Annotated in this window: 19 protein-coding genes; 4 read left to right on the forward strand and 15 right to left on the reverse strand. The window is 69.5% G+C overall.

The window, feature by feature from the left end; all coding sequences use genetic code 11:
* The first annotated feature begins 25 nt into the window (after positions 1-25).
* Positions 26-991, forward strand: coding sequence for an ATP-binding cassette domain-containing protein (locus tag M6444_RS11475; RefSeq protein ID WP_298327120.1), 966 nt, complete (start codon positions 26-28; stop codon positions 989-991).
* Entirely contained in the window at positions 988-1809 is an 822-nt protein-coding gene (locus tag M6444_RS11480; protein ID WP_298327123.1) for an ABC transporter permease, read from the forward strand. Before M6444_RS11475 ends, M6444_RS11480 begins: the two co-directional genes overlap by 4 nt.
* Here M6444_RS11480 and M6444_RS11485 read toward each other — a convergent pair.
* Together M6444_RS11485 and M6444_RS11490 are read right to left on the reverse strand one after the other, a co-directional pair.
* Positions 1791-2579, reverse strand: a complete 789-nt coding sequence (locus tag M6444_RS11485) for a hypothetical protein (protein ID WP_298327126.1) — start codon at positions 2577-2579, stop codon at positions 1791-1793. The two genes, M6444_RS11480 and M6444_RS11485, sit on opposite strands and share 19 nt — an antisense overlap.
* A complete protein-coding gene (locus tag M6444_RS11490; protein WP_298327130.1) occupies positions 2530-4935 on the reverse strand; it encodes a BTAD domain-containing putative transcriptional regulator in 2406 nt (801 codons plus the stop codon). Before M6444_RS11490 ends, M6444_RS11485 begins: the two co-directional genes overlap by 50 nt.
* A 133-nt stretch (positions 4936-5068) precedes the next feature.
* Here M6444_RS11490 and M6444_RS11495 point away from each other — a divergent pair, with 133 nt between their 5' ends.
* Positions 5069-6664 (forward strand): MFS transporter, encoded by a 1596-nt coding sequence (locus M6444_RS11495; protein WP_298327133.1) that lies wholly within the window; start codon positions 5069-5071, stop codon positions 6662-6664.
* A 12-nt stretch (positions 6665-6676) separates the two neighbouring features.
* The gene (locus M6444_RS11500; RefSeq protein WP_298327135.1) at positions 6677-7291 is read left to right on the forward strand and encodes a TetR/AcrR family transcriptional regulator; all 615 of its coding nucleotides are present in this window, start codon (positions 6677-6679) and stop codon (positions 7289-7291) included.
* Positions 7292-7346: 55 nt separating this feature from the next.
* On the opposite strand, the gene M6444_RS11505 is transcribed toward M6444_RS11500, so the two are convergent.
* The 13 genes from M6444_RS11505 to M6444_RS22995 all read right to left on the reverse strand — a co-directional run.
* A complete protein-coding gene (locus M6444_RS11505) occupies positions 7347-8201 on the reverse strand; it encodes an LLM class F420-dependent oxidoreductase (RefSeq protein ID WP_298327137.1) in 855 nt (284 codons plus the stop codon).
* A 48-nt stretch (positions 8202-8249) separates the two neighbouring features.
* Positions 8250-9461 carry a signal recognition particle-docking protein FtsY gene (gene ftsY / locus M6444_RS11510; RefSeq protein ID WP_298327140.1) on the reverse strand — a complete coding sequence of 404 codons (1212 nt, stop codon included), beginning with the start codon at positions 9459-9461 and terminating at the stop codon, positions 8250-8252.
* A gap of 38 nt (positions 9462-9499) precedes the next feature.
* Positions 9500-9763, reverse strand: a complete 264-nt coding sequence (locus M6444_RS11515) for a hypothetical protein (protein ID WP_298327143.1) — start codon at positions 9761-9763, stop codon at positions 9500-9502.
* A gap of 229 nt (positions 9764-9992) precedes the next feature.
* Positions 9993-10880 (reverse strand): carbohydrate ABC transporter permease, encoded by an 888-nt coding sequence (locus tag M6444_RS11520; RefSeq protein ID WP_298327146.1) that lies wholly within the window; start codon positions 10878-10880, stop codon positions 9993-9995.
* Positions 10877-11764, reverse strand: a complete 888-nt coding sequence (locus M6444_RS11525) for a sugar ABC transporter permease (protein WP_298327149.1) — start codon at positions 11762-11764, stop codon at positions 10877-10879. The genes M6444_RS11520 and M6444_RS11525 overlap by 4 nt, the downstream gene beginning before the upstream one ends.
* 37 nt (positions 11765-11801) lie before the next feature.
* Positions 11802-13106: an ABC transporter substrate-binding protein gene (locus M6444_RS11530; protein ID WP_298327152.1), complete on the reverse strand. Its 1305-nt coding sequence runs from the start codon at positions 13104-13106 to the stop codon at positions 11802-11804.
* Between the two features lie 166 nt (positions 13107-13272).
* Positions 13273-14559 (reverse strand): DUF6596 domain-containing protein, encoded by a 1287-nt coding sequence (locus M6444_RS11535; RefSeq protein WP_298327155.1) that lies wholly within the window; start codon positions 14557-14559, stop codon positions 13273-13275.
* 57 nt (positions 14560-14616) lie between these two features.
* Positions 14617-14988: a YciI family protein gene (locus M6444_RS11540; protein ID WP_298327158.1), complete on the reverse strand. Its 372-nt coding sequence runs from the start codon at positions 14986-14988 to the stop codon at positions 14617-14619.
* Between the two features lie 32 nt (positions 14989-15020).
* Positions 15021-15719 carry a DUF998 domain-containing protein gene (locus M6444_RS11545; protein ID WP_298327160.1) on the reverse strand — a complete coding sequence of 233 codons (699 nt, stop codon included), beginning with the start codon at positions 15717-15719 and terminating at the stop codon, positions 15021-15023.
* Positions 15720-15923: 204 nt separating this feature from the next.
* Positions 15924-17024, reverse strand: coding sequence for an MFS transporter (locus M6444_RS11550; protein ID WP_298327162.1), 1101 nt, complete (start codon positions 17022-17024; stop codon positions 15924-15926).
* Positions 17025-17075: 51 nt separating this feature from the next.
* Positions 17076-20624: a chromosome segregation protein SMC gene (smc, locus tag M6444_RS11555; RefSeq protein WP_298327164.1), complete on the reverse strand. Its 3549-nt coding sequence runs from the start codon at positions 20622-20624 to the stop codon at positions 17076-17078.
* Between the two features lie 67 nt (positions 20625-20691).
* Positions 20692-20898 (reverse strand): hypothetical protein, encoded by a 207-nt coding sequence (locus tag M6444_RS22990; RefSeq protein WP_363326328.1) that lies wholly within the window; start codon positions 20896-20898, stop codon positions 20692-20694.
* Between the two features lie 152 nt (positions 20899-21050).
* A partial coding sequence (locus tag M6444_RS22995) for a zinc finger domain-containing protein (RefSeq protein WP_363326331.1) occupies positions 21051-21152 on the reverse strand: 102 nt, incomplete at its 5' end.

Genomic DNA, 21152 nt, shown 5'->3' on the forward strand with positions numbered 1-21152 from the left:
AGGACGGTTCGGCAGGCTCCGGGACATGAGCTTTGCATTCCGAACAGAAGGCCTGGTCAAGCGGTTCGGGAAGACGACCGCGCTGGACGGTATCGACCTGGCGGCCGAGCCGGGCACCGTCCTCGCGGTCCTCGGGCCGAACGGCGCGGGCAAGACGACGGCCGTGCGGATCCTGGCCACGTTGCTCCGCCCGGACGAGGGAACGGCGAGCGTGCACGGCCTCGACGTGGTCAAGCAGGCTGATCAGGTACGCCGACGAATCGGGCTGACCGGGCAGTACGCCTCGGTGGACGAAGACCTGACCGGCCGGGAGAACCTCGTCCTGTTCGGCCGGCTGCTCGATCTGCGTGGGCCGCAGGCGAAGGCGCGCGCCGACGAGCTGCTCGCCCGGTTCGAGTTGACCGACGCCGCTGGGCGGCGAGTGTCGACGTACTCCGGCGGGATGCGTCGCCGCCTCGACCTGGCAGCGAGCCTGATCGCCCGACCGAGCGTGGTCTACCTCGACGAACCGACGACCGGACTCGACCCGGGCAAGCGCGACGAGGTCTGGCGGATGATCCGGTCGATGACCGACGACGGCGGCGCGGTCCTGCTCACCACGCAGTACATGGAGGAGGCCGACGCCTTGGCCGACCACATCGCCGTCATCGATCACGGCCGGCTGATCGCCTCCGGGCCTCCGCCGGAGCTCAAGCGGATCGTGGGCGGGCAGACCCTCGTCGTATCTCCCACCGATCCGGACCGCTTCGCCGAAGTGGCCGGAATCCTGGAAGCCGTGACGGGCCGCACGCCCGACACCACCCGCCGCGACGTGCTCACCGTGCCGGCCGACGGCGACGCAGCACTGATCGCCGCCGTGCGCCGCCTGGACGAAGCCGGCATCGGCATCACCGAACTGTCCCTGCGCCTGCCCAGCCTCGACGAAGCGTTCTTCGCCCTCACCGGCCGGCACACCGACGACCAGCCCCAGGACCAGGAGGACGCAGCATGACCGACGCGTTGACCACCACCGAGCACACGGCGGCGACACAGCAGCCGGTGAGCCGCCCGCACGCCTTGGCCCGCCACAGCCTCGCCCTGGCCGGGCGCAGCCTGACCAAGGTGCGGCGCAACCCCGGATTGTTCATGGACGCCATCTTGTTGCCGGTCATCTTCTTACTGCTGTTCGTCTACCTGTTCGGCGGCGCCGTCGCCGGCTCGACTCAGGAGTACCTGCAGTACGTCTTCCCCGGCATCCTGGTGATGACGGCGATCCTGACCGGGCTGACCTCGACGGGTCTCGCGATCAACCTCGACATCAAGAAGGGCGTCTTCGACCGTTTTCGCAGCCTGCCGATCGGCAGATCCGCTCCGTTGCTCGGCTCGGTGCTCGGCGACATGGTCCGCTACATCGTGGCCTTCGTGACGCTGTTCGCCATCGGCTACTTGATGGGATTCCGCGTCGAGACGAACGCCGGCTCCGCGCTGGCCGCCGCAACGCTCGCCCTGCTCTTCGGGTTCAGCCTGAGCTGGGTGAACGTGCTCATCGGGGTGACGGTGAAGGAGGAGACCGCGGTCACGACGTTCGCCTTTCTCGGCATCTTCCCGCTGGCCTTCGGCACGAGCATGGTGGCGCCGGCGGAGACGATGCCGGGCTGGTTGCAGGCCTGGGTCGATGTCAACCCGGTTTCGCACGTGGTGGAGGCCGCTCAGGGCCTGCTGCTCGGCGGTCCGGTCTCCGGGCCGGTCACCGCGTCGCTGTTGTGGTCGGCGGCCTTCGTCGCGGTGTTCGTGCCGGCATCGGTGTACGCCTACCGCAAGCGTGCGTGATGTGAGATCAGCTCGAGCGCGTCCTCGTGCCGGAGCCGGCGGCCATGTTCGACGGCTTCGGCGTGGGCGCGCTCGCCCAGGGTCGCCCGTAGCCGCTCGCTGAGCTCACCGATGTCCGGGTTGAGCACGTCCGGCGCACCGCGCAGCATCTCGGCTGCCCCCAGGACCTCGGCGGCGCCGCGCGCATCGCCCTGATGATCCAGTAGCCGCGCTACGGCGACGGCGACCATCGCCACCAACGGCATGTCCCGGATCCGCAGCGCGTCCCGCAGCGCTCGGTCCAGCTGCCGCCGGGCGCTGTCGACGTCGCCTACGACGAGATCGAGATGAGCCCGTGACGAACTCAGGCCGGCGGCGAACAGCATGCCTCCGGCCAGCCGCTCCACTTCCAGACCCGCGTCGTACTGCCGCCTCGCCTCGGCCAGGTCACCGTCGCGCCGGGCGATGTCACCCAGCACGTGATGCGCCAGCGCGACGTAACGCCCCGGCGACCCGGCCACCAGCTCCGCCAATTCCGGCTTGGCCAGATCCGTCCGCCCGGCGTGGGCATGGATCTGGGCGAGCCAAGCTCGCTGCTCGACAGCGTCGTCGCTCGGGTCGAGCTCACGACGCAGCCGGATCGCCTCTTCGAGCGCGCCGGCCGCGCGCCCGTCGCCGAACATGCTCAGCGCGAGCCCGAAGATGGTCAGCGCGGCCAACAGTCCCCACCGCTCGCCGCATTCACGAAAAGCCGCCGCGGCGGCTTCGAGATCGTCGTTCATCACGGCCATGTCGCCGCCGGTCCCGCCCGCCATGGCCCGAACGAACAACAGCAGGGCGCGTGCCCAGGGCTCGGCGCCGTCCAGCGCCTGGTCCACGTGCGCTTGAGCGGCGACGTCCTCGCCACGCATGAGCAGGACCAGGGGGGGCGATCAACGCATGCGCCGGATGGGTACCACCGATCGGTAGGTCCTCGCCGACGTCGATCGTCACGCCGGCCAGCACGGCATTGAACAGGTAGAACGCGGCGATCGTCGCTCTGGCCTCCGCGGGCGCGCCGACGGCGTCGCTCAGCGCTCGCTCCAGCCGCTGGACGGTGTCGCGGTGATCGAGCTGGATCGTCCAGAACAGGCTCGATGCGGCGGCGAGCCGGCTGACGGCGACGGCGTCTCGCGCCTCGCGCGCCAGGACGGCTGCGGCGTCGAGCGTGTCGCGTTCGCTGCGAAGCCGGGCCAGCCACGGCAGTTGGCCGGCGTTGCGTAGGTGTGGCTCGGCGCGCTCAGCGAGGTCCACGGCGTAGTCGATCAGCGCCTTCCGGGCCTCGTGGTCGTCCCCGGATTCAATGAGCCGCTGCTGGGCGTACTCGCGGATGGTCTCGAGCATCCGGTACCGCGGTTGCATCTCGTCCACGCTGTGCAGCAGCGACTTGTCGACCAGCGAGGCGAGAAGATCCAGCGTCGCCGCCGATCCGCCGACCCAGGCCGCACCCTCGGGGGTGATGGTCGACGGAAACAACGCCAGCCGCTGGGCGAAGCGGCGTTCGTCGTGGTCGAGCAGCTCCCAGCTCCAGGCGACGACGTCGGCCAGCGTGCGGTGCCGGGGCGGGGCCGTACGGCTGCCCTGGGTCAACAAGCCGAACCGTTCGCCCAGTCGGCGGCGGACTTCGCCGACCGGCAGCGAGCGCAACCGCGCCGCCGCGAGTTCCAAGGCGAGCGGGAGGCCGTCGAGTCGCCGGCAGATCTCCACGACGTCGTCCACCGTCGCGTCGTCGACGGTGAAGCCGGGCCGCACCGCCCGGGCGCGGTCGGCGAACAGGCGCACGGCCGGGGCCGCGGCGGCTGCCACGGCGGGAGCACCGGGTTCGGGCAGGTCGAGCGGCCGGACGTCGAACAGCGACTCACCGACTACCCCCAGTGACTCGCGGCTGGTGGCCATGATGCGCAGCGCCGGGCACCGGCCGAGCAACGCATCGACCAGGTGCGCGACGGTGTCGAGGACGTGTTCACAGTTGTCGAGCACGAGGAGGGTGTCGCGACCGGACACAGCGTCGACCACCCGGCTCACCGGGTCGTCAGGCACCTCCGGCCGTGACGGCACACCGGTCTCGCGCAGACCCAGGGCGTCGACGACGGCCTGGGGCACCCGCGCCGGATCGCTCACCGGGGCGAGCTCCACCAGCCACACGCCCCCGGATACCTGCGTCGCTTGTTCGGCCAGAACGGCGCCGACCGCCTGAGCCAGGCGCGTCTTCCCGGCTCCGCCCGGCCCGACGAGCGTGACCAGACGGTCCCGGCACACGCGCGCGGCCAGGTCGGCGACGTCGTCGGCCCGGCCGATCAGCTCGGTCAGCCCCGCACGCACGTTGCCTCGAGGCCGGCGAGCCGGCACCGTGTCGTCGTGGCGTAGTGCCCACAGGTGCGCCTCGCGCAGCTCACCGCCCGGATCGGTGCCGAACTCGTCGGCCAGCCGGCGTCGTACGTCGTCGAAGGCCGCCAGAGCCTCGGCGCGGCGGCCGCTGCGAACCAGGGCCCTGATACGCAGCGCATGCAGCCGCTCTCGCCATGGATGGGCTGCGGCGAGCTCGTCCAGGCGCGCGAGCACGTCGGAGGCGTCGGCACCGGTGGCGCCGTTGGCGTCGTCGGTGAGTACGGCGAGTTCGGCATCGGCCATGTCCTCGACGGCGGCCAGGCGGAGTTGGTCGAGGCGAGCGATCACCGACTCGGCGAACGTCGCGCCGCCGACGTCGCCCAGCGCCGCTCCGCGCCACAGCTCCAGCGCTTCGTTCAGCACCTTCGCCGCCTCGACGTGGGTACCGGCGGCCAGGAGCCCTCGCCCCTCGCGGGCGAGTCGCTCGAACCGCAGCGCGTCGACGTCGTCCGGATCGATGTCCAGCCGGTACCCGCCGGGCACCGCGACGACGTCGGCCGGCAGCGTCGCGCGCAGCCGGGAGACCAGCGATTGCAGCGCGTTGACGGGTTCGGCCGGCTGCTGCTCCGGCCAGAGCGCGGCACTGAGCGCACCGACCGGAACGGAGCGCCCGGCGTCGAGGGCGAGCCGGACCAGCAGCGTGCGCAGCCGGATGCCGCCTATCGCGACGGCACGCCCGTTGTCGGTGACCTCCAACGGCCCCAGGATGCCCACGCGCACCCGTACAGCTTCGCACGGCCGGGCCCGGGTGACGCAGCCCACGTCCGCGCGATCTTGTGATTTCGATACTCGCGGGTCTAGTTTTTCTAGATATACGGAACTGCCTAGTCTCGCAATAGGACTCGGAGCGGCCATGAACGCCTCCTCTGACCAGCCCCATGTCGTCGACCGATCACCTGAGCGCACTTATCGGCGCAGGTGGGCGACGCTAGGTGTGCTGTCGCTGAGCCTCGTGCTCATCGGCATGGACACGACCGTGCTGAATACCGCGATCCCCACGATGCAGCGTGACCTCGCCGCCTCGGCCAGTGACTTGCAGTGGGTCATCGACGCCTACACCCTCGCGTTCGCCGGCCTGCTGCTCACGGCCGGCGCGTGGGGCGACAAGTACGGCCGCAAGATCGCCCTCGTGCTCGGGCTCGTCGTCTTCGGCGCCTCCTCGGCGTGGGGAGCTACGGCCGACTCCGCCGGTACGGTCATCGCCGCTCGAACCGTCATGGGGCTGGGGGCAGCGCTGATCATGCCGAGCACGTTGTCGATCCTCATCGACGTGTTTCGTGATCCAGCCGAGCGCAAGACCGCCATCGGCATCTGGTCGGCAATGGCCGGCATCGGGATCGCCGGCGGGCCGGCGATCGGCGGGTGGCTACTCGAACACTTCTGGTGGGGGTCGGCCCTGATGATCAACGTGCCGATCGTCGCGGGCGCCTTGGGGCTCGGGATGTGGCTCGTCCCGGAGTCACGCGATCGCCGCAGTCCACGCCTCGATCTCGTCGGCGCCGGACTGTCGATCCTCGGGCTCGTAGCGCTGGTCTGGTCGCTCATCGAGGCGCCGGAACGTGGGTGGACCGACGTGGTCCCGGTCGGCGGCATGGTGTCGGCCGCCGTCATCCTCGTGGCGTTCGTGCTGTGGGAACGACGGCACCCGGCGCCCATGCTGCCGATGCAGTTCTTCGCCGACCGGCGGTTCAGCATTCCTGTCCTGTCGATCACGCTGGTCTTCTTCGCGATGATGGCCGCAGCGTTCTTCTTGTCGGTCTACCTACAGACGGTGCTCGGCTACAGTCCGCTCGAAGCCGGTATCCGGATCTTGCCGCTGGCCATCGGGCTGGTCGCAGGTGGCCCGACGGCCATGCTCATCGCCCAGCGCATCGGTGAGCGCTGGCCGACGGCTCTCGGACTCGTCCTGCTCGCCGTCTCGTTCTGGATCTTCGCCGGCGTCACGGTCGGGAGCGACTACCTGCCGCGAGGGTTCAGCGCGACGGTGATCATGGGCTTCGGCATGGCCTTCGCCATGGGCCCGGCGACCGAGTCGGTCATGGGGTCCATTCCGCGCGCGAAGGCAGGGGTCGGGTCGGCGGTCAACGACGCCGTGCGCCAGGTGGGCGGGGCGCTCGGCATCGCGGTGCTGATCTCGGTGCTGAACTCCGTCTACTCCGGCGCCATCGCCGACTCGGTGATGCAGCTTCCCGGCCCGGCTGCACACGCCACCGAAGACAGCATCCAAGGCGCCTACGCGGTGGCCGCGGAGCTTCCCGCAGCCCAGGCGAGCGCCCTCGTCGCTGCGGCTGACCAGGCATTCGTGGACGCGATGACGACGACGGTCGTCGTGGCCGCCGTGGTCATCGTCGCCGGAGCGCTGCTGGCCGCGATCGCCATGCCCGACCGGGGCAAGCCGGCCGACGACGAGCTGCTCACCGCGGCGGGCGACCCGGGGACGTTGCGTTAAGGTCCGGTCATTGTGACCGCGTCCACCCCACCAACCGGCGGCGAGCCGCGTCGCGGCCGGCCCCGCGACCCCGCAGCCGATCAGCGCATCCTCGCCGCCGCCGTCCGCCAGCTCCTCGACCGCGGCGCACAGGCGATGACCGTCGACTCGGTTGCGGAGGCCGCGGGGGTGGGCAAGGCCACGGTGTACCGGCGCTGGGCGAGCAAGGACGACCTCGCCTATGCCGCCGTAGCCGCCCTGCTGGACCAAGAGGTCCATGTTCCCGACACCGGTTCGCTGCTCGGCGACATGACCGAGGTCTACCGCGATCTGCTCATGCTGGCCAGGCGTCCGGACGGGGAGGCGTTCTTTCGCACCGCGGCCGCCGAGGCCGCCCGCGACCCGCGCATCGCCGAGCTGTACCGCGTTTCGCTGGCCAATCGGCTGAAGACCAGCAACATCATCTTCGATCGCGCCGTCGAGCGCGGTGAGCTCGCCCCGGACGTCGACCGGCAGATGTTCTTCGACTGGCCGGCCGGGATCATGATGTTCCGGATCCTGGTCGCCGTGCCCCTTCCGCATCCGGACGAAGCCGAGAAACTGGCCCGCCTGACCCTCTACGGATTCGCCCGGCACCCCGATCGGTGATCGTTGGCGCGATCTGGTTGCCAGGGCAGCCGATGCGCGCCAACGATCACCGCGGTCAGGCCTCGCGCAACCGAGGGAGCAACGCCGCCGCGCGCTCGGCCTGCGCGACCGCCTGCTCGGCGTCGGGTTCCTCCGGCTTCGCCACGACGATCAGGATGACGTCGTCGGCGCCGGCCTGCGCGTACTGCTCGATCTGAGTGAGCGCGTCGTCGGCGGTCTCCGGCAGGCGCAGCTGGATGGTCCGCCGGATCTGCGCAGGGTCGCGGCCGACGTCGGCGCAGTGTTCGTCGAGGACACCGGACAGCTCGGCGAACTCCGCCGGGCTCTCCCCCGTGCAGTTCCAGACGTCGGCGTACATCGCGGTGATCCGCAGGGTCCGTTTGCGCCCGCTGCCGCCGATCCAGATCGGCGGGTACGGCCGCTGCACGGGCTTCGGCTCGGCGACCGCGTCCTGGATGCGGTAGTGCTGTCCTTCGAACGTGGTCCGCGGCTGCGTCCACAGCGACCGAATGATCTGGCACGCCTCCTCGAGCCGGTCGAGGCGCTGGCCGGCCGTCCCGAACTCCAGGCCGAACATGGTGTGCTCGTACTCCGCCCAGGCCGCGCCGAGCCCGAACTCCAGCCGACCACCGGACAGGTGGTCGACGGTCGTGGCGATCTTCGCCAGCACCCCCGGATGCCGATAGGTGTTGCCGGTGACCATGCACCCGATCCTGGTGCGGCTGGTGACCTCGGCCATCGAGGCCAACAACGTCCACGCATCGAAGATGTCGCCGTCCACGTCGCCGCCGAGCGTGGCGAAGTGGTCCATGTTCCAACAGTGGTCGAACCCGGCGTCATCGGCGATTCGCCACACGGCCCGGTATTCGTCGATGGTCGCCCGTTGGCTGAGTTTGAGTCCGTAGCGCATGGGTCAGTCATACCCGATCGGGCGCGCACCGAGCCGGCACGTCGGGATTCAGCCGAGGATGCCGTCCACGAAGGCTTCGGGGTCGAACGGCGCGAGGTCGTCCGCCCCTTCACCGAGGCCGACCAACTTGACCGGGACGCCGAGCTCGCGCTGCACGGCGACCACGATGCCACCCTTGGCGGTCCCGTCGAGCTTGGTCAGCACGATGCCCGTGACATCGACCACCTCGGCGAACACCCGCGCCTGCATCATGCCGTTCTGGCCGGTCGTGGCATCGAGCACCAGCAGCACCTCGTCAACCGGGCCGTGCTTCTCCACCACCCGCTTGACCTTGCCGAGCTCGTCCATCAGCCCGACTTTCGTCTGCAACCGCCCGGCGGTGTCGATGACGACGGTGTCGACTTCACTTTCGATGCCCGCCTTGACCGCGTCGAAGGCGACACTGCCGGGGTCACTGCCCTCGGGGCCGCGAACGGTGGGCACACCGACGCGGTCACCCCACGTGGTCAACTGGTCGGCCGCTGCGGCACGGAAGGTGTCAGCGGCGCCCAGCAGCACGTCGCGGTCTTCGGCGACGAGCACGCGCGCCAGTTTGCCGACGGTCGTGGTCTTGCCGGTGCCGTTCACGCCCACCACCATGACGACGGCCGGGCGGGCGTCCTCGACGTGTCGGTCGGTGCGCAAGGTCCGGTCGAGGGTGGGGTCGACCAGGGCGATCAGTTCCTCACGCAACACGCGGCGAGCGGCCTCGGCGTCGGCGATGCCCTCGACTCGCGCCCGAGTGCGCAACCGCTCCACCAGCTCACCAGCCGGAGCCACACCGAGGTCCGCGGCCAGCAGCGTGTCCTCGATCTCTTCCCAGGTGTCCTCGTCGAGACGCTCCCGCGACAACAGTGCCAGCAGCCCTTTGCCCAGCCCGGTCTGCGAGCGCGCGAGACGAGAACGCAGCCGGACCAGCCGGCCGGCGGCCGGTTCGGGCCGTTCGACGGCCGGTTCTTCCGGGGCTGGCAACTCGGTGACCGGCGGTTCGGTGCCAGCGTGGTCGGCCGGTCGCTGGTCGGCGGGTCGCTGTTCGACGCCGGAATCCGGTGCCGGCGATTCGACCGCGGTGCCGGATCGGCTCGCGGCGTCACGGCGGTCAGCCTGCGCCGGCGGTTCGACCCGGCGAGCTCGGCGGCGCGGTACCAGGAACGCCGTCAGGGCGACGGCGATGACGACGATGACAGCGGCGATGACGATGTACTCCCACACATGCGCCATCCTTGCACGCTGAAGTTCCCTGGCGCCGGAGCGGCTGGCTAACGCGGGAGCGGCTGGCGGACTCGCGTCGCGCTCGGGACCGGCCGGCTCAAGCGCTCAGCCACCACGCGACGTGTCAACCGCAAGACCTGGAAGCTGCGATCACGAGTGTTGTAGACGCGAGACGTCGCCACGAAGCGCCACCTGCGCATGCGTCGGCGCACCCGGGGGGAATGCTGCAGATGGTGATAGCCGCCGACGGCGACGATGATCCCAGTTGCCAAGATCACGATGCCCAGCATGGCCACGACGACTGCCGTCATCCGCGACACCCCCATGAGTCACATTCGTAACAGTGTTCACACCAGCAACACCGACGGTATCTCATGCCACGTACCCGCTGGCCCTGATCGAACACGCGTGTCGGGCCGACTTTTCCTCTCGATCATGCTGGTTGTGAAGATTGTCGTGATCGAAAATGCCGCTATGGAGCGCACTTCCCGCCACGACGATCTTCACGACCGATCACGGCCCGAAACGGACGGGTGGACGTCAGCTCTTGACCGAGCCGGCCATCAGGCCGCCGACGAACCACCGGCCGAGGATGATGTAGACGATCAGAGTCGGGAACGAGGCGATCAGAGCACCGGCCATGCTGGCCGAGTAGTCCTGCAGCTGACCGCTGGCCAGGAAGTTCAGACTGATCGTCACCGGCCCGTTCTGGGCGTTGGAGAAGAAGATCGCGAACAGGAAGTCGTTCCACGCCGAGGTGAACTGCCAGATCAGCGTCACCACGAAACCCGGAGCCGACAGCGGCAGGATGATCAGCGCGAACGTCCGCAGCATGCCGGCGCCGTCCACTCGGGCGGCTTCGATCATGTCCTCGGGGACCGAGGCGTAGTAGTTGCGGAAGATCAACGTACAGATCGGCAACCCGAACACGGTGTGCAGGACGAACAGGCTGGCGATGCCGCTGGGCACGCCGAGGTTCTGCATCAGCTCGACCAGCGGGATCATGACCGCCTGGTACGGGATGAACATGCCAAACAGGATCAGCGTGAACACCAGGTCGGCGTAGGGAAAGCGCCACCTGGCCAGCACGAAGCCGTTCATCGCCCCCAACATGGACGACACGATCGACGCCGGAATGACCAGCGCGAACGTACGCCCGAGCGCGGGCGACAGAGTGTCCCAGGCGCGCGCCCAGCCGTCGGTGTACCACTCCGTCGGCAACTGCCAGGCCCGCGTGGGCGTCGCATCGCCGGCGCTCTTGAAGCTGGTGACGAACAGGACGTACGCGGGGATCAGCACCACGATCAAGAAGATGATCAGCAGCAAGTACCGAAGAGTGCGCGAGGTGCGCGCCCGCCCGGAGCGGCTCGTGCTCTGCGCCGCGCGTGTGGGGGCCGGGGTGGCTTCGTCGACGAGTTGAGTGGTCATCGGCCCCGCTCCGACCGGTAGTTGTGGACCAGATAGGGCACGATCATCACCGCGACGACCACCAACATCACGGTGCCGATCGCCGCGGCCACGGCGTACTCACCTCTGGTGAACGCCAACCACATCTGGGTGGCCGGCACTTGCGTCGTGTAGTTCGTCTGCCCGGCCACCGACATGATCAGGTCGAACACCTTGAGCGACATGTGCCCGATGATGATGATGGCTGACAACGCCACCGGCGAGAGCTGCGGGAAGATGACGTGCCGGTACAGCTTCCACTCGCTGGCGCCGTCCATCCGCGCCGCCTCGCGCAGCTCGTCCGGGATGCCGCGGAAGCCGGCGAGGAACAGCGCCATGATGTAGCCGGACAGCTGCCAGATCGCCGGCATCGCGATCGCGAGGATGCCCCAGGTCTCGTCGGTCCACCAGGAGTTCTGCAGGAACCCCAGCCCGATCATGTCCAGGCCGCGGTTGAGTCCGCTGGCACTCTCGCCGGTGTTGCTGTTGAGCAGCCATCGCCACACGACACCCGAGGCGACGAACGACACCGCCATCGGGAACAGGTAGGTCGTGCGGAAGATCCCTTCGCCGCGAAGGCCCCGCTCCAGCAGCCAGGCCCACACGAACCCGAAGAACAGCGTCCCGGCCAGGAACGCCACCGTGTACATCGCCAGGTTGCGCAGCGAGTAGATGAACGTGTCGTCGGTGAACAACGACGTGTAGTTCTCGAGCCCGACGTACTTCGTCGTCTGGCCACGGATGTTGTCGGTCAGCGACGTGTTGATGTTGACGCCGATCAACCCGTAGACGAACACGCCGAGCAACACCAGGGTCGGCGAGATCAACAGCAGCGGCGGGCCCCAGCTACGGACCTTCGTGAGCACGACTCACTCCTCTGCGGCGAACCGGATGCTGACGGCGTCAGCCCTCCTGCTGGAGGTTGTTCGCGGCGGCGTCGGCCAGTCCGGACTTGAGGTCGTCGACGTTGCCGTTCGCGCTGAACCGGCTCACCGCCTGGGTGACGGCGTCCAGCCACGCCACCGGCGTCGCCGCACCATGCGCCAGCGACGGCACGATCGTGTCGTTGGCGAAGGATTCGATGGCGGTCTGCTGGTACTCGGGGTACTCGCTCGCGTCGACGTCGGTGCGCGCCGGGATGGATCCCTTGGCGAGGTTGAACGCCTTCTGGCCCTCAGGGCTGGCGATGGTGTCGAGCCACGCCTCGGTCCCACCGGTGTTGATGTCGCCGACCGGGAGCGTGAACGAGTCGGCGAGGAAGTCGAACACGCCGTCGGTGCCGGGCACCGGGAAGGCCACGTAGTCGGTGCCGAACTTCTGTTGCTGCTCCTGGAAGGCTGCCTCGGCCCAGTCGCCCATGACGTTGTAGGCGGCCTTGCCATCGATGATCTGCTGAGTGGCATCGGGCCAGTCGAGGTTCTGCCGGTCGGTGTTGGTGTACTCCAGCAGCTTCGCGTAGTCGTCGAGGGCGGCCTCGACCTCCGGGGAAGCCCAGTCGGTGGAGCCGTCCCACAGCCCGATGTAGGCCTCCGGGCCGAGGTCGGCCAGCAGGACGGTCTCGAGCAGGTGCACCTGGGTCCAGTCCGTACCGATCGACAACGCCGTCGCGCCACTGGCCTGGACGGCGTCGAGCTGGGTGAACCACTCGTCGAGGCTGGCCGGCGGCGTGGCCGGGTCGATGCCTGCTTGCTCGAGCACGGTCGGGTTGGCCCAGACGACGTTGGCGCGGTGGATGTTGGACGGCACCGAGTAGATGGCGCCGTCGACCGTCAGCAACTCGAGCAGGTCCTCCGGGAAGACGTCGCTCCAGCCGTTCTCGTCGTACAGGTTGGAGATGTCCTGAACCTGGTTGGCCTCGATGTAGTCGGTGAGCTCTGCACCCGCATGCGCTTGGAACGTCTCGGGCGGGTCGTTGGTCTGCAACCGTGAGGCGAGGACGTTCTTGGCGTTACTGCCCGCACCACCCGCGACGGCGCCGTTGACGAACTCGTAGTCGGGGTGCTGCTCCTGGAAGACCTCGACAAGAGCGTCCAAGCCGGCCTTCTCGCTGCCTTCGGCCCACCATGTGAAGACCTCGACCTCGCCGCCGCCGTTGCCATTGCCGTCGCCGCTGGTGCTCTCGCCGTCGTCGCCACAGGCCGACAGGGTCAGCCCTACTGCCGCCAGCGCTGCGATCACCGTGGTTCGCCGCATGATGGTGCCTTTCATACATGGAGTGATGCTGCTCAGCCTTAGCCAGTGAACGCCCTCATGCGTACCAGCGTCAATACACTATGACAGCGTTGTCGTGAACATGGCGGATCGTAACCGGAAAGTTCCCGGCCAGTTGCATCGGCGTCGTTCTCGTGTGCCGCCCAGAACGCCTGAAACGGGCTCAGGTCAGGCGCGCGGCCCGGTCCAGGAAGACCTCGCGTTCCCGCCCGTTCCGGGTCTCGGCGGCCGCCTGGGTGAAAGCCGCTGCAGCTTCATTCCAGCGCTCGAGTTGCTCGAGCAGGTCCCCGCGGACCGCGGCCAGCTGGGCGTAGCCGCCCAGTGCGCCGTCGGCCACGAGACCGTCGACGATCGCCAGGCCCTTCTCGGGCCCGTATGCCCGCGCCACCGCGACCGCCCGGTTCAGTTCCACCACCGGCGTGGACCACACGTGCCGCAGGACGTCGTAGAGCGCGGCGATGCGCTGCCAGTCGGTGTCCTCGGCGCGGACGGCCGTGGCGTGGCAGGCGGCGATCGCGGCCTGCAGGCAGTACGGCCCCAGGGCAGCAGGAGGCGCGCCGGCGCGGGTGGGCGCGCTCGCCAGCCGTTCGGCTCGGGCCAAGGAGTCCAGTCCGCGCCGGATGAGCAGGCGATCCCACAGCCGACGATCCTGGTCGGGCAGGAGGATCGGCTCGCCTGACGGCGTCGTGCGGGCGGGGATTCGCGACGCCTGGAACTCCAGGAGAGCGGCGAAGCCGTGCGCCTCGGGCCGGTCAGGCACCAGCGCGGCCAGGATGCGCGCCAGCCGGAGGGCTTCTTCGCACAGCTCCGGGCGCATCCAGCTCTCCCCTGCCGTGGCCGTGTAGCCCTCGTTGAACACGAGGTAGACGACCTCCATGACCGCGGCCAGCCGGTCGTCCATCTCTGCTCGCGTGGGCAGTTCGAACGCCACCTCGTTGCGCAGCAGCGTCCGTTTCGCGCGCACGATGCGCTGGGCGGCGGTCTGCTCCGGAATCAGGAACGCCCGCGCGATCTGCGTCGTCGACAGGCCACCGAGGCAGCGCAGTGTCAGCGCGACCCGAGATTCCATGGACAGGATCGGGTGGCACGCGGTGAAGATCAGCCGGAGCAGATCGTCGCCGATGTGGTCGTCGAGCGCATCATCGATGCCGGACTCGCCGTCGTGCTGCCTGCTCTCCAGATCACGACCGACGGCGACGATCTTGCGCTGGTAGGTACGCCGGCGCCGCGCCAGGTCGACGGCACGGTTCTTCGCGGTGGTCATCAGCCAGCCGGCCGGATTCGGCGGCACCCCCGTGCGCGGCCACTGCTCGAGAGCGACGACCAAGGCGTCCTGCGCGAGTTCCTCGGCGGCGCCGACGTCACCGGTGACGCGGGCGAGCCCGGCGATGAGCCGGCCGGACTCGATGCGCCACAGCGCCTCGATGCTGCGGTGGACGTCGGCGGACACTCACCGATCCAAGCACATCGAGGCGCTGTTCCACCTGGTCGGAACCTGCGGCGACGGTCAGGCCGGTGGCGCGAAATCCTCCGGGCCGAAAACCTTGAGGACGAGCGACTCGCCTTCCCAGGCCGGCCAGTGTTCCTGGTGCAGGTGCATGAACCGCCGCGCCCATTCGACGGCCTCTTCCTTCGACTTGACCTGGTACAGCGCGTAGCTGATGTACTCCTTGGACTCGGTGAACGGGCCGTCGACGATGTCCAGCGAGCCGCCGGAGAGCTCGACCCTCGCCCCCATGGCGCTCGGAGCGAGCCCGGCGTTGTCCAGCATGGCACCGGCCTGGGTGGCCTCTTCGCCGAGTTTCATGATCGCGTCCATGAGCTCGGCAGGTGGTTGTTCGGCCGGCTGGTTGCCTCTCAGTAGAACCAGGTAACGCATGGTGGTCTCCCTTGTGGTGGGTGGGGTACTGGTCAACGAGGGTCTGCGGCGAGCTTCGAACCTTCGAGACGGTACCGGTCGATGCTGACGGCGCAGAGCCACGCGTACACGACGAGCACGGCGAGCACGAAGGCGACATTGGCCGCAGCCGCTCCGCCGCCGGCAGCGACGGCGACGAAGCCGGCGAAGAACACCACGCCCACCGTCCGTGAGAGCAAGGCCCATGCACGGCGCCCGTCGACTGCGTACCGTGCGGCGACGACGAATGTGGCGATGGTCAAACAGGTGAAGCCGACGCCACCCGCGGCGAAGTGCGCCACGCCGTGCCACGTCACGGTGGCCGCGTCGGTCGGTGTGCCGGCCGGGAAGCCGAGCGCTGGATCCGCCCGGAAGACGCCGGCGGCGATCAGGCTCGCTCCGAACCCGCCGAACAGGCGCGGAGCCCACATGGCGCCGCGCCCGGGCCGCAGCGTGCGCCGCAGCCCCACGGCGAAGGCCAGCGTCATGAGTCCGGCGACGATGAAGTTCGCGACCTGGATCCAGCCGTACGTGCCGTTGGCCAGCAGGCTCCACTGATGGCGGGCGAGGTCGAAGCCGTCCCGGGTGAGCGCCTGGGCCAGTGAGACCGCCACGTAGATCGGTCCGGTGATGATGCCGTAGCCGAGCAGCGAGCGGGTGACGTAGATGGGGCGGTTCACGTTGTGCTGGCTGTCGTGGCATGTGGTGCTCATGTTCTGCCTCCCGTCGGGGGCCGGTCGCCCGGTGCGACCCGGCCATTGCCCCCTCGACGAATGACGACGGGCTGTATCGACACGTCGGCGGAAGGTTTTTTCAGTGTCGGGGGCTGGCGGGCTCAGGAGCCACATCACCAGGCGTTGTGTCGCACCACCATGCGTGCACGGGTGGTGCGGTTGGCGATCACCTGCTGGACATGATCATTTGGACGGTGTCGGGCGGGGGCGGACGAGCACGGAGGTGGCGATGACCAGTGCGGTCGCGGCGAAGGCGAGGCCGAAGTCGGCGACGGCCGCCAGGGCACCGACACCGATGGCGCCGATGCCGAACCCGGCGTCGTAGGCGATGTTCCACACCGCGCTCGCCTCCCCGATGCGCCGTGAACCGGCTCGCTGAAACAAGATGATCAGCGTGTCGCTCTGCACCGCGCCGAACCCGGCCCCGAACATCGCTGCGCCGGCCAGGGCGGCGACCGCTGGCCCACCGGCCACCGTGGCAGCGATCCCCACGATGCCGAGGGCGCCCACGACGACCCCCACCCGCAAGGCGACCGGGCGACGGTAGCGATCGGCCCACACACCGGCCGTCCACCGACCGATGATCATGAACAGCCCGAACGCGAACAACGCCCACGACGTGAGCGCGCTACTGGTCAGCGCGACCGCGAGGAACGTCACCACGCCTCCGGAGGCCACCGCGGTGGTGATCAGCGCCGTGGCGGGCAGGAACAGCGCCATGGCCGGCACCCGCGACCGGCTCGGCCTCCGGTCCGCACCGGATCGCTCGCCGGGTACCCGGACCAGCATCGCGACCAGCGTGCCCAGCAACCCGGCGAGGCCGGCGATCAGGAACACCTCGCGGTGCCCGACGTGCTCGGTCAGCCACACTCCTGCTGGCAGTCCGACGATGTTGGGCAAGCCCACCGCCGCGCCGTACCGTCCCGAGCCCCGGCCGCGTTCGGCCTCGGGCAGCAGGACGGCGATCAGCAGACTGCTCGTCACCGTCACCAGGCCGAAGCCGACGCCCCGCCCGGCCGAGACGGCCAGCAGCACCCACAGCTGAGCTGAAGCGGCGAACACCACGCTGAGCACCGCCATGATCGCCGAGCCGCACACGAGCAGTTCACGAATCCCGAACCGGCTGAGCAGCCACGGCATGACCAACTGGGTCACCACGGTGAAGAGCATGAACACCGCTGTGGTCGCCCCGGCGCCGGCCGATCCGGCGCCACCGGCTTGCGCCCACAGCGGCACCACCGGCAACAGCGTGGAATAGCCGGCGAACGTTCCCACTGTCGCCACCAGCAACAGCGTGAACGAGCGATACCCCTGGACGCCGGCCACGCCGTGCCGTCAGGCCGGCTCGGATTCGCGGATGCGCTGGCTGATGACGGCTGTCACGCCGTCGCCGCGCATCGACACCCCGTACAGCGCGTCGGCGATCTCCATGGTCCGCTTCTGGTGCGTGATCACCACGAGCTGGCTCTGCTCGCGAAGCTCCTCGTAGATGTCGAGCAGCCGGCCGAGATTGGTGTCGTCGAGCGCCGCCTCGACCTCGTCGAGGATGTAGAACGGGCTCGGACGGGCCTTGAACAGCGAGACCAGGAACGCCACCGCCACCAGCGAGCGCTCGCCCCCGGACAGCAGCGACAGCCGCTTGATCTTCTTGCCGGGCGGACGGGCCTCGACGTCGATGCCGGTGACCAGCATGTCATCGGGCTCGGTGAGCACCAGCCGCCCCTCGCCGCCGGGGAACAGGCGCCCGAACACGTCGGCGAACTCACGCGCGGTGTCCTCGAACGCCTCCGCGAACACCTGCTGGACGCGGTCGTCGACCTCTTTGACGATGTCGAGCAGGTCACGCCGGGTGTTCTTGAGGTCCTCGAGCTGTTCGCTGAGGAAAGAGTGCCGTTCCTCGAGCGCGGCGTATTCCTCCAACGCCAGCGGGTTCACCTTGCCGAGCTTCGCCAGGTCACGCTCGGCGGTCTTCATCCGCTTCAGCTGCTCGTCGCGCACGTAGGGCACTGGCTCGCGCGGTTGGCCGTCAGCGTCGGGTGGAACGGGCACGGGCAGGTGCGGGCCGTACTCGTCGATCAGCTGAGAGCCCTCGACACCGTGCTCCTCCATCGCTTTGGTCTCGAGTGCTTCCACGCGCATCCGGTGCTCCGCGCGAGCAAGCTCGTCCTTGTGCACGGTCGAGGTGATCTCGTCGAGCTCGTCACTGAGCTGGCGCACCTTGGCGCGTTCCTCGCTGAGGGCCGCCTCACGCTCGGCCCGGATCTGCTCGGCCTCGGCCCGTTCGGCGGCGGCGCGTTCGAGCGACCGCTCGACGTGGTCGAGCAGAATCGTCGCTCCGCGCGCGACCGCCGCGGCCACTTCGGCCTGGCGGGCCCGGCGCCGGGCGGAAGCTGCGGCGCGCTCGCGCGCTTCGCGTTCGCTGCGTGCGGTTCGCTCGAGGGACTCCGCGCGCCCGGTCAGCGCCCGGGCACGTTCCTCGCCGGTGCGAAGGGCCAAGCGTGCCTCGGTCTCGGCCTGGCGGGCCTGCCGCGCGACGTGCAGCAGCCGGTCGCGTTCCTCGGTCGACGGCTCGGCGTCGTCGTCGCCGGCCTCTTCGGCCGCGTCGACGCGCTCCTCCATCTCGGCCAGGGCGAGGCGATCCTGCTCCAGCGCCTGCCTGGCTTCGGCTTCGGCCGCCGCGAGCTTCTCCACCTCTTCAGCGGCCGTTCGGGCCGCCGTGCCCAGCCGGCCGAGTTGCTCGGCGACGGCGGACATCTCGGCGTCGGACTCGTGCAGCTTCGCCAACGCCGCGCTCTCGACCGCTGCGGCCTCTGCGCGGCGGGCTTCGGCCGCGGCCAACTTGCGTGCGAGGTCCTCGGCTCGCCCGGTCGCCGCCGCGAGTTGGTCGGCGGCTTCGTCGACGGCCGCCTGGACTTCGAGCAGACTCGGCGCGCTGGTCGACCCGCCGTAAGCACGTTCGCGGCCGAGCAGGTCGCCATCGCGAGTGACCGCTTCCAGCTCGGGCAGTTCGGCGATCAGCGCTCGGGCGGCCGCCAGGTCGTCGACGGCGGCGACGCCGCGCAACAGGCTCGCCAGCGCCGGACGGATCTCGGCCGGGGCGGTGATGAGGTCGACGACGTAGTGCATGCCCGACGGCAATGCCGGCCACGCGCCCGCGTCGTAGGCCGAGCCGCCAACCACCAGTCCCGCGCGGCCCAGATCGTCGTCGCGCAGCAGCCGCAAGGCCGAGACCGCGTCGTCGACGGACCCCACGGCGACGGCGTCGGCGACGGTGCCCAGCGCCGTGGCCACGGCGGCCTCCCAGCCCGGCTCGACGGCGAGCAGAGCGGTGACCGACCCGAGCACTCCGGGTACCCGGTCCGTCGCCGCGAGCAGCGCTTCGGCGCCGTCTCTGCGGGTCAGGCCCATCTCGAGCGCCTCGTGCCGGGCCGCCAACGCCGCTCGCTCCCGCTCGGCGGCTCGTTCGGCCTCTTTGAGCTCGGCCAGCTCCTGCTCGGCCGCAGCGAGTTCGGCCGCGGCGCGTTCGTGCTCAGCGTCGAGGCCCTCCTCACCCACGGAGAGCCCGGCGATGGTGGTCTCGAGCACGGTGAACTCTCGTTCGGCCTCCGCCGCGCGCGCCTTCGCCTCTTCGCGAGCCTGGTGCAGCCGGGTCACTTCGGCTTCGGCATCGGCGACCCGCCGGCGCAACCCCTCGAGCTGCCCGGACAGCCGCGCCAGCCCCTCCCGACGATCGGCCGACGCGCGCGCCAACGCCGCCAGCCGGCGTTCCTCGGCCTCGGCGGCCTCCTCGGCGCGGATTCGCTCGTCGGTGGCCTCTTCCAGCGCCGCGCGCGACTGGTCGATCTGCTCGTTCAGCTCGGCTTCCTGCTCGCGCACCGCGGCGGCTTCACGTTCGAGCTCGTCCGGGTCACGGCCGGACGATTCGGTCGTCGTGGTGCTGGCCAGATGACGGCTTCGTTCGGAAGCCAGCGACGCGGTGCCACGTACGCGCTCGCGCAGCCCGGAAAGCGCGTACCACGCCTCCTGCGCCCTGGACAGCCGGGGCGTGACCTCTTTGACTTCGGCTTCGAGCCGCGACTCGGCCGCCCGGGCCTGCTCCACCGCGCGGGCCAGCTCACTCTGGCGCGCCTTGAGCGCCTCTTCGTCGGCGACCTCCTGCTCCAGCGCGGCGCGCGCCTGCCCGAGGTCGTCGGCCAACAGGCGCAGCCGGGAGTCACGCAGGTCGGACTGGATGACCGCGGCGCGCCGGGCGAGTTCAGCCTGGCGGCCCAGCGGACCGAGTTGGCGCCGTAGCTCGGCGGTGAGGTCCTGAACCCGGGTGAGGTTGGCCTGCATCGCCTCGAGCTTGCGCAGCGCCTTCTCTTTGCGCTTGCGGTGTTTGAGGACGCCAGCAGCCTCTTCGATGAATCCGCGGCGTTCTTCGGGGGTCGCGGCCAGCACCGCGTCAAGCTGCCCCTGCCCGACGATGACGTGCATCTCGCGTCCGATACCGGAGTCGGACAGCAGTTCCTGGACGTCGAGCAGCCGGCAGCTCTGGCCGTTGATGGCGTACTCGGACCCACCGTTGCGGAACATGGTCCGCGAGATGGTGACCTCGGCGTACTCGATGGGCAGTGCACCGTCGGTGTTGTCGATGGTCAGCACGACCTCGGCGCGACCCAACGCGGGCTTGCCCGCGGTGCCGGCGAAGATGACGTCTTCCATCTTGCCGCCGCGCAGGCTCTTGGCGCCCTGCTCCCCCATGACCCAGGCCAACGCGTCGACCACGTTGGACTTGCCCGACCCGTTGGGCCCGACGACACAGGTGATACCTGGCTCGAGACGCAGGGTCGTCGACGATGCGAAGGACTTGAACCCCCGTAACGTCAAGCTCTTGAGGTGCACTGACCCGACATTACAGCGTCACGACCACGCGCCCGGGCATTTCCGCCCGGGCGGCAGAGCCGAGCCCTCAGGTGAGCGCGGGCTCGGGGACCGACGACGTGTCGTCGAGTACCAGGCGGCTGTGATCGACCGCGGCTTCGGCGAGATGGTCGTTCTCCGCCTGCAAACGCAGTACCTGCGCCTCCAGGTCGGTCACACGCCTGCGGAGTCGCTGCACCTCGGTAGCAAGCCTAGGGTCAGCACCTCCGACGTATCCCAGCAGCGCCTTCGCCATTGTTGGAGCCCTCCACACAGGCCTTGGAATCGTCTTTCGATCGGTGATCGCCGCGGCGGGCCAGTCCAGAACAGACGCACAGGCCGCAGCAATACATCCAGCATCCCACCCTGAGCCCGTTTCGGTCAACTTCTTCTGGGTATTCCGCGAGGTCACCAACGAGCACGGCGAGGTCGCGGCTGACACGTCGGACATGTGAACGATGAGCGATTCATGAACGGGTCACGACGAATCGGCGCCTCGCACCGGCGGCA

The organism is Haloactinopolyspora sp. (assembly GCF_027324685.1).
GTDB lineage: Bacteria > Actinomycetota > Actinomycetes > Jiangellales > Jiangellaceae > Haloactinopolyspora.

What these genes read in the sequence shown, in the direction of transcription:
- M6444_RS11475 (WP_298327120.1), top strand. Translation starts at nt 26, where the DNA reads ATGAGCTTTGCATTCCGAACAGAAGGCCTGGTCAAGCGGTTCGGGAAG.
- M6444_RS11480 (WP_298327123.1), top strand. Translation starts at nt 988, where the DNA reads ATGACCGACGCGTTGACCACCACCGAGCACACGGCGGCGACACAGCAG.
- M6444_RS11485 (WP_298327126.1), bottom strand. Translation starts at nt 2,579, where the DNA reads ATGGCCGTGATGAACGACGATCTCGAAGCCGCCGCGGCGGCTTTTCGT.
- M6444_RS11495 (WP_298327133.1), top strand. Translation starts at nt 5,069, where the DNA reads ATGAACGCCTCCTCTGACCAGCCCCATGTCGTCGACCGATCACCTGAG.
- M6444_RS11505 (WP_298327137.1), bottom strand. Translation starts at nt 8,201, where the DNA reads ATGCGCTACGGACTCAAACTCAGCCAACGGGCGACCATCGACGAATAC.
- ftsY (WP_298327140.1), bottom strand. Translation starts at nt 9,461, where the DNA reads ATGGCGCATGTGTGGGAGTACATCGTCATCGCCGCTGTCATCGTCGTC.
- M6444_RS11515 (WP_298327143.1), bottom strand. Translation starts at nt 9,763, where the DNA reads ATGACGGCAGTCGTCGTGGCCATGCTGGGCATCGTGATCTTGGCAACT.
- M6444_RS11520 (WP_298327146.1), bottom strand. Translation starts at nt 10,880, where the DNA reads ATGACCACTCAACTCGTCGACGAAGCCACCCCGGCCCCCACACGCGCG.
- M6444_RS11530 (WP_298327152.1), bottom strand. Translation starts at nt 13,106, where the DNA reads ATGAAAGGCACCATCATGCGGCGAACCACGGTGATCGCAGCGCTGGCG.
- M6444_RS11540 (WP_298327158.1), bottom strand. Translation starts at nt 14,988, where the DNA reads ATGCGTTACCTGGTTCTACTGAGAGGCAACCAGCCGGCCGAACAACCA.
- M6444_RS11545 (WP_298327160.1), bottom strand. Translation starts at nt 15,719, where the DNA reads ATGAGCACCACATGCCACGACAGCCAGCACAACGTGAACCGCCCCATC.
- M6444_RS22990 (WP_363326328.1), bottom strand. Translation starts at nt 20,898, where the DNA reads ATGGCGAAGGCGCTGCTGGGATACGTCGGAGGTGCTGACCCTAGGCTT.